The organism is Ferdinandcohnia sp. GQ5 (assembly GCF_059759275.1).
The window spans coordinates 205,330-220,061 of sequence record NZ_JCAXEW010000005.1; the positions used below are offsets into that span (position 1 = coordinate 205,330).

The following is a 14,732-nucleotide window of genomic DNA, read 5'->3' on the forward strand; positions in this document are numbered from 1 at the left end:
CTTAAGTTTATTTGATATCTTTAACCTCTTTCTAGATTAGATAACAATTCATGGCGGCGGCCAGTTTTCCACCCCATAATCCTTGGCGAATTGCCTTTACTACTGACATCTTGAACAGTAAGCCAAGGCTTATATGAGGACAGTTCTCCACTCCCTCTACCTTCTTTTATATATCTTGCTATCTTATTTTCTGTCCAACCTCTTGCTCTTTTGGCCATTATTTATCCCCCATAATTTAGCAAAATCCGACCCGTTTTTCTATTTAATAACACAGTTGTAATTAAATAGCAACGAATAACCCTATGTATTAGGTTAGTGGAATAATAAGAACATAAATTAAAGTGCCTTTACGGCTCTTTTTTATAATGATTGGTGTTAAGGAATAAAGGGATAATGATAAATATGTAGAATTTATTAATAAGGAAGGAGTGTAATTATGTCAGCATTTATCAGTACATTTGTCTTTATTTTACCAGGTATAATGGCTTATTTTTGGTTACAATTATTTGGATTAAATCCTACAGTAAAGCATACTGCTCCAGAATTATCAGGAATCGCTGCATTATTGTGGCTACCTGTGAGTTTTATTACCTTATTGTTATTAAATATTTGGGCTAGAGTAGTTAATATTAAACTATTATCAGTACAACCGGTTTGGACAGTAAAAGAACTGAATTCTGCCACATCTGACCTTAAATATTTGGTTTTGTTTATATCCTTAAGTTTTATTGTAAGCTTTTTCCTTTGTTGGATTTGGAGTTTATGGGGGAATGAAGTGTTACAAATTTGTATTAACAAAGTAAGAGATTCTAGGAATTTAGCGCCTTTATCTTCAAGTGCATCTGTTTGGGAAGAAGTTTTTATAAAGATTGATGAGGGAGAAAAAGAGAAAGAAGCAGTATTTGTTGTATATAAAATAGATAAACCCGAAGATTTTATAGCTGGTTCAATGACAAAAGCCTCTAGACCGCTAGAAGCTGATAAATCACTAGTTTTGGAAAATACTGAATTATGGATGGACTCAATTAAAAATGATTACAACTATGAAGTTAAAAGGATATATATAGACAAAAAATTAGGAATGGTTGTTAAAGAAATCGATCATAAGAACCCAAAGGAAAAAACCATTCCCGAAAATAGTATTATTTAAGATTTTTTAGGTGGTGGATTGACTTTTTTACCATTTACAGATCCATTAATCCTTCCACCAGGTGCTTGTCCTGTTATTTTTTTTACAGGTGTAGAATCATTTTGATTATTACTCAAAAACAATCATCCTTTCTATTAATATTTATCTTCTAGTGCTAGGTTGTGGTGGTGGTGGTGACACTTTAATCCCATCAATTGATCTAGTTTCACTTGAACTTCCTTTAGTTGATTTTTTTTTACTACCCAAGATTATTCCTCCTTTTAAACCTTCTAATATGTATCCATTTATTGTTCGACAAAAAAAGAGGAATTCCTTTTCTCTTCTTTAATAATGGAGAAATAACTGTGGTAGAGTGCTCATGATTATGGGCGCTTTGTTTTTTCTTCTTCAACTACCAGGAATCACAGTTTAAAATACTATCCTTAGTTGTGAAGCTGTGCTTCATGGATGGCTAACGAGCAGTTTTATGGAATAAGGAGTTTTCCATAACTAGGTTAATAACATTAAGGATTATCATAAGGGAATATAAATTTTTTCGTTTTTGAAGTATTTTAATAGTATAATAGTATTAGTTACAAATATTTACCAAAAATTTGAAGATTAATGAAGAAATTAACCTACTTACTTTTGGCGTTATTATTAGTTTTCCTTGTAGCTTGTTCATAAAATGAATCAACTAGCAAAGAGTAAAATGCTGAAACAAAGAAAGAAGAGAAACAAAAGGAAGAGGGTGTATATGAGGATAAAGCAAAGGCGGAGGCTGAAGCAAATTCAACTACTTCTAGTGGGGGGAAGAGTACTTTGCCAACTGTTTATGCTTGTGAACTTTAGTAGGGATTATGAGGTAATTAATTTGTTTTAATCGGCCCCCCTAACAGCAAAAAACAGGAAAGTAATTTTCTGAATACATAGGAGGTGTTTATTTGAAGAAAGCATTGATTGTTGGAATTGACGAATATCCAAATGCGCCTTTAAATGGATGTGTAAATGATGCTAGTGCATTAGCAGAGCTATTAAGAACAAATGGAGATGGGGCACCTAATTTTGATGTTTCGTTGAAACTTAATGTAAAAACAAAATCTGAGTTTTTGGATTTGCTTGAGAGCTTGTTTAGTGGAGATGCTGATGCTTCGTTGTTATATTTTTCGGGTCATGGAAGTGAAAATGGTCACCTTGTAACACCAGATTATAAGGGTAAGGACTTAGGTGTACTAATGAGCGAGGTTCTAGGGTATGCAAATAATTCTAAATGTAAAAATAAGATAATTATTTTAGATTGTTGTTATTCAGGGAAATTTGGTGAGTCGCCCGTTATTAAAAGTAATGAATCTACACTGGGCGAAGGTGTTACGATTATGACTGCTAGTTCGCGAGATGAAGTTGCCATGGAAAGCAATGGACAAGGCCTTTTTACAAGTCTTTTTTTGCAAGGGCTAAGAGGAAGTGCAGCTGATATTACTGGGAAAATTACACCAGCTGGGATATATGCATTTATAGATCAATCTTTAGGTGCATGGCAACAACGTCCGGTTTTTAAGACTAATATCTCACATTTTATTTCGGTCAGGGATATAGAACCCAAAGTACCTAAAAGCATTTTACGTAAATTAGGCCAATATTTTGATTCTCCGAGTGATGCATTTAAACTAGATCCTTCATTTGAATTTACTAACAACCCGGAATATGAGCATGAAGTTGTAGAACCACATGCAAAACAAGAAAATGTAAATGTGTTTAAAGAACTTCAGTTATTTGAAAGTGTTGGGCTTGTTGAACCAGTAGATGAAGAACATATGTATTTTGCAGCAATGAATAGCAAGGCATGCAAATTGACAGCTCTTGGATTACATTATTGGAAACTATCAAAAGATACTAGATTTTAGGAATATAAGAGGAGGAAAAGAATGAAAATTAATATATTTATTCCACATCGCTGGAACAATAATGATTATACCGAAATTAGTGCTCTATTGGATCGTACAAAATTCAATGTTAGAGATTATTCTGTACCAAGTAGTTCGCCATTTGATAGTGTTGATAGGAGATTCAATGTTGATCCTCAGATTCAAAAGCAAATTAAATATGCTAGCGTTGTTATATGTTCAAATAGACCAGCCAATAATACTGGAATGGCACTTGATGAAATTAAATTTGCAATTAGCCTAGGAAAGCCTGTGGTAGCAGTTAAAATAACTGAAAGTACTAGTAGTTTTATCTCATCACTAGGCATAGATGTTTTATCAAAAAGAAAAGATTCATTGGAAACGTGGATTAGTAAGAATGTGTAGAGGTCTAGAAGAAAAACATAAATATCCAATCAATTTTAAAACTGACTACACAATGTTATAATTTGGGTTTATTTCCATGAACAGACAAATTCAGTGGACATATTCCTCGAACAACAAAATTAAAAACACAGTACCGAGATTAAGGTGAGTCCGTTATTCCATGTGGAGTGAGGAAACAAAAATCATATTAAAAAGCGATGCTTATTATTTAGGCATTGCTTTTTAAATATATTCCAAGAGTCTTTTGCAAATGCACTTAAGCAATTAGTGTTAATAACCGTTAAAGTGTTACACTTTAGTTAAGTCCCTGATTTAATGCGTTTTTGTAATACAACTTTAAAAATATTATACCTTATATCCTTATGGTAAACATAAGTCCTAACCTCAACCACTTCAATAGCCTCATCGAAGAAAATTACTTCTCCGGGATTTTTACTTCAACATCTAAACCTTATACAGAATGATTAAATACTGAATGAATTGATGTCTTATTACTAGTCGAACATCGGTTGGAAGGATCAGATAAAAGTTAAAGACTTGATAAGAAATACCTCAAAATTCTATTAAAAACCGAATCATATTTTTGCTTAAAGTTTGTTATCAAACCAAATTCTTGCATAAAGCAGAGAAATTAGCGTTTAAGCTTGTCAAAAAGTTAATTTGAACAAGAAATACAGGGGGTATTTTCAAAGAGCCTTGGGAGAAATGACTTTACTTACAAGTTATTTAACTATTGGTCAGGGTTGGGTAAAGAGGAATAAAAAGGAGAGATTATGAAATATACACGTCCTTGCTGAGGGTATAAAACATTAGATGAAGAACCACCTGGAACCTATGATATTTTTAGTATTTGTTTTTGGGAAGATGATGCAGTTCAATATGATGACCCTGATTATGGGGGCAGTGCCAATATTCCATCTTTAAGGCAAGCTCAGAAAAACTATATCTTATTTGAAGCTTGCGAGGAGAGATGTATTGGGTTTTTAAGAAAGCCTAATGAAGGATGAGAAAGATCCTAATTGGAAACCATTATAGGCTGTTTACTTTTAAAAAAGTAATGCACTTTATTGAAGTAACGAGGCAGTTTAGTTAAAAAGTCACTTTAAAGGAAGTCGCCAAATAAAATAAAAAATATTTTTAATATAAAGATTAGTCCGATATTGACTTCGGGGAAATTTTTAAATAAACTAATGTTAATTATCAAATAAAGGCAATGAAGAGAAAAAGTAAAATGATATTGTTTTTTACCAGAGAGCTTCGGTAGCTGAAAAGAAGCAAAAACATTCATTTGAACAATGGTCTCTGAGCTTCGTACTGAACGTACTTTTTGTGTTAGTAGGTTACGACGGGATTTGGCACTCGTTATCAATGTCACAGTATAAGAGTAGCATTTAATACTCCGTACTTGTTGAGACAAATAGTGTGAGCTATTTGTAAATTAAGGTGGTACCGTGTGGAAATTCAAACCTCGCCCTTAACTATTACAGTTAAGGCGAGGTTTTTTGTTTTAAATTAAATTTTTTACAGGAGGGTTTCTATTTATGAGTATTTTTATTGGCGGGGCTTGGGCTTATGCGAATGGCTCATTACATTTAGGTCATATTTCCAGTTTATTACCTGGGGATATTCTTGCAAGATATTATCGTATAAAAGGTGAAAAGGTTTTATATGTATCAGGAAGCGATTGTAATGGAACACCAATTACAATAAGAGCCAAACAAGAAGGTGTTACACCAAAAGAGATTGCTGACCGTTACCATCAAGAATTTGTGAATTGTTTTTCGAGGTTGGGGTTCACTTACGATACCTATACAAGAACGGATACTATACATCATCATAAAATTGTTCAAGAGATATTTTTAGTGTTGCTTGATAAAGGATACATCTATAAAAAAGAAATTGAACAAACATATTGTGAATATGATCATCAATTTTTACCTGACCGTTATGTAGAGGGTATTTGTCCTCATTGTGGCTCAAATGCTCGTGGTGACCAATGTGATGCTTGTTCAAGCGTGTTAGAACCACTTGAATTGCTAGATAGAAAATGTAAAATATGCGGCCATCCACCAACCACAAGGTTCACAGAGCATTTTTACTTTTCCTTAAGTTCTTTCCAATCTGTATTGGAAAAATATACACAGGAAGCTGAAAATAACAGCCTCTGGCGTGAGAACGCAATAGCTCTTACGAATAGGTATTTAAAGGAGGGTTTACAAGATAGAGCAGTTTCAAGAGATTTGCCTATTGGGGTAAGTGTTCCAGTTAATGGATATGAAAATAAGAAAATCTACGTTTGGATTGAGGCTGTTTCAGGATACTACACAGCAAGTAAACTATGGACGAAGGAAACAAATAGTGATGATTCAAGGTTCTGGAATTCTTCCACTCAATCTTATTACATTCACGGGAAAGATAATATCCCATTTCATTCGATAATATGGCCTGGAATTCTTGCGGGTCTTGGAAAAGAACCATTACCAACCCATATTGTTTCAAACGAGTATTTGACTTTAGAAAAGAAAAAGTTATCGACTAGTAAAAATTGGGCTGTTTGGGTTCCAGATATTATAGAAAGATATGATCCAGATTCGATAAGATATTTCCTAACAATAAATGCACCTGAGAATCGAGATGCTGATTTTTCCTGGAAAGAATTCATATATAGCCATAATAGCGAGTTATTAGGAGCTTATGGTAACTTCGTTAACCGCACATTAAAATTTATAGAAAAGTCATTTGATAGTGTTATTCCCGAAAAGGACATCTCTACAAACATTCAGGATAAAGTTAATCGCTTATATAATGAAGTAGGTCAATGTATTGAAACTGCTGCCTTTAAACAAGGATTGGAAAAAGTATTTGAACTTGTTAGGTTTTCAAACAAATACTTTGATCAACAACAACCTTGGAAACAAATAAAGGATGATATTGAGTCTTGCAAACAAACTTTGGCGGATTGTGTTTACCTCATTGCAAATTTAGCTCATATCCTTACTCCATTTCTTCCTTTTTCAAGTAAAAAAGTTAAGGAAATGTTAAACGTAAAAGAAACCGAATGGAAAGAGTTTATTGTTAAATCACAGCATTTGTCAAAAGTAGAACCATTGTTTGAACGAATAGACCCTGTAAGAATTGAAGAAGAGCTTGAAAGATTAAACAACCAAACTGTTTAAAATAAATGGTTAACAAATTTATATAATAAAATAACAAATCTATTTTGAGAATGTGAAAGATTGCACTTAAACTATCGGGTAGCGTTGATCCAAGAAGGATTAACCACCTTTTTTGTTGAAATCCTTATTGAACAAACGGGGCAGAAGAGTTGAAGAAGAACGACAATATAAATAAAGCCTGTATCAACTTGTTAACGTAGATGCAGGCTTTTATATAAAGGTTCACTCTTTTTTACTCTATTCAAGTTCATTTGTTTTTTGTTTTTGTTTTAGCCAAAAATCTGGTCGTTGATAACTAATTAGAGAATAATCGAGTTCAGCACCATTCGTTGCTAACTGAACTAATAAAAGCTTATCCTTATTACTAGGATGTATATCGGCTGTTTTAATACTTAAAACTTCTACTCCAGTTCGTTTAGGAGTTCCAACAACAACAACTTGGTTTCCTTTCGTATAAACGTCTGTGATGCTTGTTTGAAACACAACTATATATAGGTCAAGGTCTGTTTCATTTGTTGTGGTAGGAAAACTAATACCCATATCCCCTTGAAAATTTAATTCCGCTGCAATCCCAATAGCATAGAAAGGGAATATACGGTGGAGAGCATAGTGTATTCGAGATGGTACATAGCTCCATCTCCCACCCCAATATGTGCTATGCCAGTGTTCTTCGTATATGGGTCTAACATAGTTAGGTTCGCTTTTTATTATTTTGAAAGGGATTTTTGTTCCTTGTGTTATCACTTCTGAAATAGGGATAACATCGGTAGGAAAATGAACTTCTGTACCAGTCTCAAAAGGAAAAGGTGAATCAAAGATTGTGGTAGGTTCAGGTGGTTCGAGGTTTCCTAAACGTTGCTCCAATTCCTGAATTTGTTTATGTTCACCTTTATCACTACTCAATTGGGAAGGTGATAATTTCATTATAGATGATATTGCATCTGTGGATTTACTGTAAAAAATTAAGCTTAAAATCATGGAAAAGCAAATAATATAACCACTTTTTATTTTTAACATACTTTATTCACCTCATCTTATTTTCTACTTCTGTGAGGGAGTTATGCGAATGATATTATTAAACTAAAGGGGCAGTTTAATCCAATAGCGAAACTATAATGACCATGTTACGACTATATATACGAGGAGGAATAATATGAAAATTCAAAAGTTATTATTTGCTTTTATTTTAGTGATATTATTATCTGCTTGTATTCAACAAACCGTTGAAGACCCTGCAAATTCAAAGGTTAATAGTGAATATAACCGTTCAGCAGATATTAAAGGAATAATAGTAGAAGTTGATGAAGATAAAGATCAACTGTTAATACAGGGCAATGGTTTTGGGCTGAATGATGAAGGTGAAGGAATTATTCAATTAGATACAAAGTATTATTCATCTGCAAACTTTGAAATAGATCAAAAAGTTGAAATATGGGTTGATAGTCAAGTGCAAGTGGCAGAAGAGCGTAACCTCCCGATCATTAGTGATGTTGCTAAAATTAATTTTTCTCCCAGAAAAGAAGAATGATTTATTGTTGTGAAAAAAACTGTAAACATTTTAGGAATATCCAACTACTTATTGAGCTAACGGGTGCTTTAGTTTAAGAATTTATTAAAAATAAAGGAATGTCTCCAGAATAGAGACATTCCTTTAACATTTAATGATTAGAACTATGTCACTACTTTAATTAGTATGTCATAACTTTAATACTTATATCTCAACTTTAATTCGTTTGAACAAAAATTATGGGTAGGGGGACATCTATCCGTTTTTATATAGTTAGTACTTCGTGTATAATATCAATTTTATGAACAATTATAGATTTAAGAATATATGTTTGGTATAATAAAAGAAAAAATAGCTCAACCCTGCCTAACGGTAGCGGGGAAAAGCTATTTCCGAACATGATATAATTGTCAGCTCTGCCTAATCGGTAGCGGAGAAAACAATATATTAACTTATTAATTATTCTATACCAGACTTTATATTTAGTCAACAAGCTATAATATAGAGCAAGGAGTCTATGATGAACTATTTAATTTACTTTGACGAATCTAATAAGATTGATCAATTTGATAAGGAATATTCATATTATGGAGCTTATAGTGGGACAGACTTTGCACTTGCTCATATCGTTACAAAAGTGCGAGATATAAATAAGAATGCTAGTTCAAAATCTGAACTACATTTTAGAGAATATTCTAAGGATAGGAATATTAAAAAGTACTTTAGAACATTACATACGGTTATCAACGAAAATGTAAAAATAAATATTCTTATTGTCAACAACGAAGATGCTTTTGCTTCTGCTGCTAAACTCAGCATGTCTTCATCGGAAATGAGAAATTTATTCTATATAAAAATACCTGAAAGATTATTTTATGGAGCGACCAGAGATTTACCATCATTAAATGACGATGAGTTGGTTGACGTTAAAATCAAGATTGATAGAAATGGTGAATATGACAAACTTGGATTAAACGAAAAAATTATTGAACAGATGAATGCTCATTCGGCTTATAGAAATAAGAACTATCGAGTGAATAAAGTCATTTCACAGGATTCTAAAAAGTCTATTCCTCTACAAATTGTTGATACTTTTATGGGTATTGTAGTCTTTTTATTAGAAAAAGGATACACAGAAGACTCCGACGTATCCAAGATAAAAAGTGATTTAATTTACCGCTTTTTATCCGAACAAGAGAATTTGATTCGTTTTCAAAATCAAATTAGGGTATTTAAATGGACAGGTAGTGAGGAATTAGAAAGAATAAATATTTCTGATCACCTATCCCCTTTTATGGTTTATAAAATAAACTATGATATTGGTGAAATTGTAAAGATACAACAAATACTTGCATCCGAACCCAATATAACTACAAAAGAATTAAGAGAAAGATTAGAGTATCCTAATACATGTTACGAACTTTGCTTGGATATAAAGACCAGATAAGCGGAATAGGTAGAAACGCTTTTTTACTTAATGATTAATATAATAAATAGGGAGAAAACTTATGAAACAAATATCATTTGATGATTTATTTAAAAATCAACAGTCCAATTATGCTCCATCTTCCGCTCAACTTCATGAACAAATAATAAAATTACTAGAATCTGGTATAACCGGTGTACTTGAAATGTGCGAAAGTTTAATTAATGAAGGATTTATTTCTAAGGAACGTTTTTCTTCTACAGATAAACCTAAAGATTATCCAAAAGTATGCTTAATCTTAGATGAAATGGTGCAGCAAGGTAAAGTTGAGTTGGTTGAGGATATGGATAAGACGAATAGAATTTACCGCTTGAAATAACAATGGTAGCGGAGGTAAATTTGAAAAGTCATGATTATAGAAATGGAAATGCTAATACAGACATATAAAAGATTTTCTTAACTTAAAATGAAACAAAAGGAATGAATTGGTAATCTACTTAGAGAAAGATATACAGTAAACTATTTGAAGATTGAAAAAAACATCAAAACAAGAAAGAGACAAAATTTTATCTGATGTGTATGATTTAATTTGTGAAAAGGAAATATGGATTCCTGTGTATGAAGTTGAAAGGTATTATCATAGTAAAATAAGTTCCTATCCCAAAAATATAGAAAAACTTTATTTCTAAGCATCAGATGAGAAAACTTTTATACTTTAAGACTAGTTTTCATCGTATTTTGATACGAGTACTCTTCTATTCCTAAATTATACTAACCGTATCACGATACGGGGCTTTAACTATTATAAAATATGCGTTATTCCTATTTTATTGTCAATAATAATAATGTTCGCCAAAAATGTATTATATACGAAATCGACAATATTCGACATTAAGGAGTGAATCATCATTGGCAAAATCAAGACAGCACATGCAGCATAAAAAGAAATATGAGTCAATGCTTGATATCATGCCCCCTTACGTAACGGAATATGTTAGACGTAAGGAATCAGAGTTTTTATCACCTTCTACCCTATTTAACTATCTAAAAGATTTTGAGCACTTCTTTAATTGGTTAATAGTAGAAGGATTTTCTAATGCTAAAGCTATTCGGGAAATAAAAATGGATGTTTTAGAACACCTATCTTTAGAGGATGCCATGTATTACTTTGATGCCCTATCTAACGAGGATATACAGGTTACTAAGGATGAAACAAAAACAAGGAAAAGAAGCTCTGTAAATCGAAAGAAATCTGCTCTACGCTCCCTCTTTAAGTTTTTAACAACTCAAACTGAAAACAAGGAGACAAAAGATGGTAAAAAGAAAGGCGAACCATATTTTTATCGTAATGTTATGCAGAAGATCTCTGTAAATAAAGAAAAAGAATCTTTGGGAGAGCGTGCACGTAAAATAGCTGATTCTATCTTTATCGAAAACGATGATATATATTTCTTAGATTATATGAAAAATGAGTATGAAAAAGGGTTATCTAGGGCCCAACTGAGGTACTTCTCACGCGACAAAGAGCGGGATTATGCAATTCTATCTTTATTTTTAGGAAGTGGCATTAGGCTAAATGAATTGGCAAACCTCCGTATACGAGATATAAATTTTCGCAAAGAAACGATTCGTGTTATTCGTAAAGGAGATAAAACAGATACTGTTCAGGTTGTTCCAGACTCATTATTAGACTTAAAAGAGTATTTATCAGTTAGAAATGAGAAATATGGCGCTTCAAATGCCGATCATGAGTTTGTTTTTGTTGGTAAGTACCAGGGGACTACTTCTCCCCTTTCAATTCGTGCAATTCAAGACTTAGTAAAGAAATATACAAAAGCCTTTAATGATAATGTGGCTATGTCACCACATAAATTGCGACATACCTATGCTACGAATCTATTGGAAACTTCAAATGATATTACGCTTGTGATGGAACAATTAGGTCATACTTCAACCACTACAACTATGCTATATGTTCACTCCACACAAGCAAAAGCAAAGCGTGCTGCGGATGCTATGAGTAATCGGAGAAGAAATATCCAAAATAATGAATTTAGAGATTGAAAACATATAAATTTCATTAATAAGAATGTGAAATTTTGACTAACTAACATTTGAAGAACTTTGGGAAGAATAAAAAGAGAAGAATCCATCCTCTTCCCACCTACAACTTTCAATACTAAAGTAATTTGAATAAGGTGTTTCGATTGCTGTGGAAATCCGCAGATCCTTAATCAAGGATGAAATGGTGAGGCAAGATAGGCTGAATTTATAGAGGATAAGTATAGAATTTACTTTTTTGTAAATAAGGAGGAGAGCTAATTGGAAACTAGTACATTAATTTGAAGTGTTGTCGGTTCTTTGATTGTAGCTAGTCTAGGATTTGGTGCAACAAAATTTATTTAAGGAAACGCTCAAAGAATTAACCCCAAAAATAAATAAAGTATCATACAAAAGGTAATGGTAACGTCTCGATATTTAAATCAAAAAATGTAACTGTAAATCAGATTCAGACAATGGAATAAATACAACAATACATATGAAGTTATTCTTTTCCATTAAAGAAAAAAGGCCCATAATGTTTAACAGACAGATTTTATCTTATCCGTTACACACTATGGGCTTATCTCTTTTATCATTAGATTGTATATGAAAAAATACAATAGTAATAAGTATTTTGAATTTATTTTTAAAAATGGTATATTATAAATATAAGAACATAATATTAAAAAGAGAATTGGTTGTTCGAGCAACCAATTCTCCACATACAGTCTACTGCAAGAAGAGCAGTGGTCCTAAGTAAGCAAGAAATAGCTCACCATCTAACGGACATTAGCAGGGTGAGCTATTTTCTTTTTGTGTTTAAAGAAATAGCTACGGCAATGACTGCTACGATTAAGGTTCCAAATGTAATCATGAGAGTTAGCGCCTCGTACACAGTAACCATTATTGCCACCTCCCTTCTATATGGGAAGTGACCACATTGCCCACCCTGCTTCAACTGTATAACTCCATTATACCCCAAATTCTGTTCGTTTTCCCTAGATGTGCCAAAAAACTTAAAGAAGATGTGCCTAAGCTTCCTTCAGTTTCCGCTTCGCCACAGATAGGGTATTTTTTAAGAAAAGGTCAGAATTTATCAAAAGTAACTTCGACTTCCCCTTGTTGAGCTATTTAAACAGTAAGTATTCAGTTGTCTCTGACTTTATTTACACTTCGGATTATCTGTAAAGCAATAATAATTGTAATAACCTAGAAGAGAGCGTCTTAATCTATCCATAATATATGAATATCTTTAATTTCTATTATTCTTTAATCAGTCCGTAGATTGTTTAAGTTTACCTCGAACTTTCTCCTGCTTGACTTTCGTTTCACTCGAAATTGTTTTTTTACTTTACCTGCAGCATTAGAAGGTTGCTGGTGTACTATTTCCCTCTTTTTTTCATCGTTCTCTTCAAACTTGCGGAAGGGAATTAATAATTTTTAGGCTCTTTGGGTTCCCCTAGTTTCAGCAAATTTATGAATCAACGTAAAGATGGGCTTAAAATTATGTGTCCTATATTTCTTGTGTAAGCCTCAGGATCAAAAATGCCTGTTACCAATTTATACTATTGATAACAGGCATTCTATTAATTTACCATCTTAAGGTTAACATTTTTCTTCTAGTATAGAAATTCACACCATCTTTACCATTTACATGAAGATCCCCATAGAATGAGTTTTTCCAACCAGAAAACGGAAAGAATGCCATTGGTGCTGGTACATTTACATTTACTCCTAACATACCAACTTCTATATTTTCTCTAAATTGTCTGACTGATTTACCACTTTGAGTATATAGGACAGATCCATTTCCAAAATCTGATTTATTCGTAATTTCAATTGCCTCTGCTAAATCTTTAACCCTAATTACTGATAGAACAGGGGCAAATACTTCTGTTTTCCATATATTCATTTCAGTAGTAACATTATCTAATATAGTAGCTCCTATGAAGTACCCCTTATCTAAATGTTCTACATCCTTTCTTCCATCACGTACTAGTTCTGCGCCTTCTTCAAGGGTTCGTTCAATCAATAATGCTACCTTATCTAAATGAGATCCTTGAATCACAGGTCCTAGATTTACACTTGAATCAGATACATCACCTATTTTTATGCCATCGGCAGCTTCTTTTAGTTTACTCACAACTTCATCAGCAATATCTTCAGTAACTACAATGACTGACGTTGCCATACAACGTTGTCCAGCACTTCCAAATGCACCATTAATTATTCCTGGGATTGTTTTTTCCATATCACAATCCGATAGAATAATGGAGTGATTTTTAGCTCCAGCTAATGCTTGAACCCTTTTTCCATATCTTGTGGCAGTTTTATACACGTGCTCAGCTACAGGCTGTGAACCCACAAATGAAATTGCATCAATATCATCATGTTCTAACATACCGTTCACTACATCATGGGCTCCATGGACAATATTTAATACGCCCTTTGGTAGCCCTGCTTCATCAAATAACTCTACTAATCTTTGTGCTAAAAGAGGAGTACGCTCCGAAGGTTTTAAAATAAATGTATTACCGCAAGCAATGGCCAAAGGAAACATCCAGCATGGGACCATCATTGGAAAGTTAAATGGTGTGATTCCGCCAACTACTCCGACAGGATAACGGTACATTCCAGATTCAATACCTGAAGCGATATCTGGTAACATTTCTCCCATCAATAAAGTCGGAGCCCCTGCAGCAAATTCAACACATTCTATCCCTCGCAATACTTCTCCATATGCATCATCATAAGATTTACCGTTTTCCTTTGTAATCAATAGAGCAAGTTCTTTGTGATTATTTTTTAGAAGTTGTTGATAATCAAATAACATACGCGCTCTTTTGGGTACAGGAATTTTACTCCATTCTTTATAGGCTCTTCTAGCTGATTTTACCGCATTATCTACATCTTCTTTTGTTGATAAAGGAACTCTTGCGAATACTTCTTCAGTGGAGGGATTCACCAAATTTACCAGACTATCTGTTTTAGATTCAACCCATTGGCCATTAATAAAATTCCTTAACACATCTACCATGATTGAAAACCTCCTTTTGTAAAATTACTATTCATACTGTGACTATTCTTATTTGTCAGGGGAAACATAGTTATCTCTAGTACTCTCTTTAGCTTTTCGCTCTAA

Annotated in this window: 11 protein-coding genes, 2 pseudogenes and 1 other annotated feature; of the genes and pseudogenes, 9 read left to right on the forward strand and 4 right to left on the reverse strand. The window is 33.0% G+C overall.

Going from position 1 to position 14,732, the window contains the following annotated elements; genetic code table 11:
- Window positions 1–26: 26 nt before the first annotated feature.
- A pseudogene (locus AC6CHV_RS08425) lies at window positions 27–218 on the reverse strand (heteromeric transposase endonuclease subunit TnsA); the annotation flags it as partial.
- Between the two features lie 218 nt (window positions 219–436).
- Between AC6CHV_RS08425 and AC6CHV_RS08430 the strand changes: the two are divergent.
- From AC6CHV_RS08430 to metG, 5 genes and pseudogenes are all read left to right on the forward strand, one after another.
- Window positions 437–1,150 carry a hypothetical protein gene (locus tag AC6CHV_RS08430; RefSeq protein WP_498078698.1) on the forward strand — a complete coding sequence of 238 codons (714 nt, stop codon included), beginning with the start codon at window positions 437–439 and terminating at the stop codon, window positions 1,148–1,150.
- A 923-nt stretch (window positions 1,151–2,073) separates the two neighbouring features.
- Window positions 2,074–3,033, forward strand: a complete 960-nt coding sequence (locus AC6CHV_RS08435; protein WP_498078699.1) for a caspase family protein — start codon at window positions 2,074–2,076, stop codon at window positions 3,031–3,033.
- 21 nt (window positions 3,034–3,054) lie between these two features.
- Window positions 3,055–3,438 carry a TIR domain-containing protein gene (locus AC6CHV_RS08440; RefSeq protein ID WP_498078700.1) on the forward strand — a complete coding sequence of 128 codons (384 nt, stop codon included), beginning with the start codon at window positions 3,055–3,057 and terminating at the stop codon, window positions 3,436–3,438.
- A 773-nt stretch (window positions 3,439–4,211) separates the two neighbouring features.
- A pseudogene (locus tag AC6CHV_RS08445) lies at window positions 4,212–4,473 on the forward strand (CPCC family cysteine-rich protein).
- Between the two features lie 169 nt (window positions 4,474–4,642).
- Window positions 4,643–4,917, forward strand: a binding site (T-box leader).
- Window positions 4,918–4,979: 62 nt separating this feature from the next.
- Window positions 4,980–6,614: a methionine--tRNA ligase gene (metG, locus tag AC6CHV_RS08450; protein ID WP_498078701.1), complete on the forward strand. Its 1,635-nt coding sequence runs from the start codon at window positions 4,980–4,982 to the stop codon at window positions 6,612–6,614.
- Between the two features lie 237 nt (window positions 6,615–6,851).
- Here metG and AC6CHV_RS08455 read toward each other — a convergent pair whose 3' ends face one another.
- A complete protein-coding gene (locus tag AC6CHV_RS08455; protein WP_498078702.1) occupies window positions 6,852–7,631 on the reverse strand; it encodes a hypothetical protein in 780 nt (259 codons plus the stop codon).
- Between the two features lie 136 nt (window positions 7,632–7,767).
- Between AC6CHV_RS08455 and AC6CHV_RS08460 the strand changes: the two genes are divergently transcribed.
- The 4 genes from AC6CHV_RS08460 to xerS all read left to right on the forward strand — a co-directional run bounded on the left by AC6CHV_RS08460 (window position 7,768) and on the right by xerS (window position 11,611).
- Window positions 7,768–8,142 (forward strand): hypothetical protein, encoded by a 375-nt coding sequence (locus AC6CHV_RS08460; protein WP_498078703.1) that lies wholly within the window; start codon window positions 7,768–7,770, stop codon window positions 8,140–8,142.
- A gap of 499 nt (window positions 8,143–8,641) precedes the next feature.
- A complete protein-coding gene (locus AC6CHV_RS08465) occupies window positions 8,642–9,568 on the forward strand; it encodes a DUF3800 domain-containing protein (protein WP_498078704.1) in 927 nt (308 codons plus the stop codon).
- A gap of 61 nt (window positions 9,569–9,629) precedes the next feature.
- The gene (locus AC6CHV_RS08470; RefSeq protein ID WP_498078705.1) at window positions 9,630–9,926 is read left to right on the forward strand and encodes a DUF3895 domain-containing protein; all 297 of its coding nucleotides are present in this window, start codon (window positions 9,630–9,632) and stop codon (window positions 9,924–9,926) included.
- Window positions 9,927–10,477: 551 nt separating this feature from the next.
- The gene (xerS, locus tag AC6CHV_RS08475; protein WP_498078742.1) at window positions 10,478–11,611 is read left to right on the forward strand and encodes a tyrosine recombinase XerS; all 1,134 of its coding nucleotides are present in this window, start codon (window positions 10,478–10,480) and stop codon (window positions 11,609–11,611) included.
- 781 nt (window positions 11,612–12,392) lie between these two features.
- On the opposite strand, the gene AC6CHV_RS08480 is transcribed toward xerS, so the two are convergent.
- Together AC6CHV_RS08480 and AC6CHV_RS08485 are read right to left on the reverse strand one after the other, a co-directional pair.
- Entirely contained in the window at window positions 12,393–12,494 is a 102-nt protein-coding gene (locus tag AC6CHV_RS08480) for a putative holin-like toxin (RefSeq protein ID WP_498078706.1), read from the reverse strand.
- A gap of 687 nt (window positions 12,495–13,181) precedes the next feature.
- Entirely contained in the window at window positions 13,182–14,627 is a 1,446-nt protein-coding gene (locus tag AC6CHV_RS08485) for a CoA-acylating methylmalonate-semialdehyde dehydrogenase (RefSeq protein ID WP_498078707.1), read from the reverse strand.
- Between the last annotated feature and the right edge of the window lie 105 nt (window positions 14,628–14,732).

Bases quoted from the DNA above. Each gene is read 5' to 3' on its own strand.
- AC6CHV_RS08480 (WP_498078706.1), bottom strand. From the start codon at position 12,494: ATGGTTACTGTGTACGAGGCGCTAACTCTCATGATTACATTTGGAACC.
- AC6CHV_RS08465 (WP_498078704.1), top strand. From the start codon at position 8,642: ATGAACTATTTAATTTACTTTGACGAATCTAATAAGATTGATCAATTT.
- AC6CHV_RS08455 (WP_498078702.1), bottom strand. From the start codon at position 7,631: ATGTTAAAAATAAAAAGTGGTTATATTATTTGCTTTTCCATGATTTTA.
- AC6CHV_RS08460 (WP_498078703.1), top strand. From the start codon at position 7,768: ATGAAAATTCAAAAGTTATTATTTGCTTTTATTTTAGTGATATTATTA.
- AC6CHV_RS08440 (WP_498078700.1), top strand. From the start codon at position 3,055: ATGAAAATTAATATATTTATTCCACATCGCTGGAACAATAATGATTAT.
- xerS (WP_498078742.1), top strand. From the start codon at position 10,478: ATGCAGCATAAAAAGAAATATGAGTCAATGCTTGATATCATGCCCCCT.
- metG (WP_498078701.1), top strand. From the start codon at position 4,980: ATGAGTATTTTTATTGGCGGGGCTTGGGCTTATGCGAATGGCTCATTA.
- AC6CHV_RS08470 (WP_498078705.1), top strand. From the start codon at position 9,630: ATGAAACAAATATCATTTGATGATTTATTTAAAAATCAACAGTCCAAT.
- AC6CHV_RS08430 (WP_498078698.1), top strand. From the start codon at position 437: ATGTCAGCATTTATCAGTACATTTGTCTTTATTTTACCAGGTATAATG.
- AC6CHV_RS08485 (WP_498078707.1), bottom strand. From the start codon at position 14,627: ATGGTAGATGTGTTAAGGAATTTTATTAATGGCCAATGGGTTGAATCT.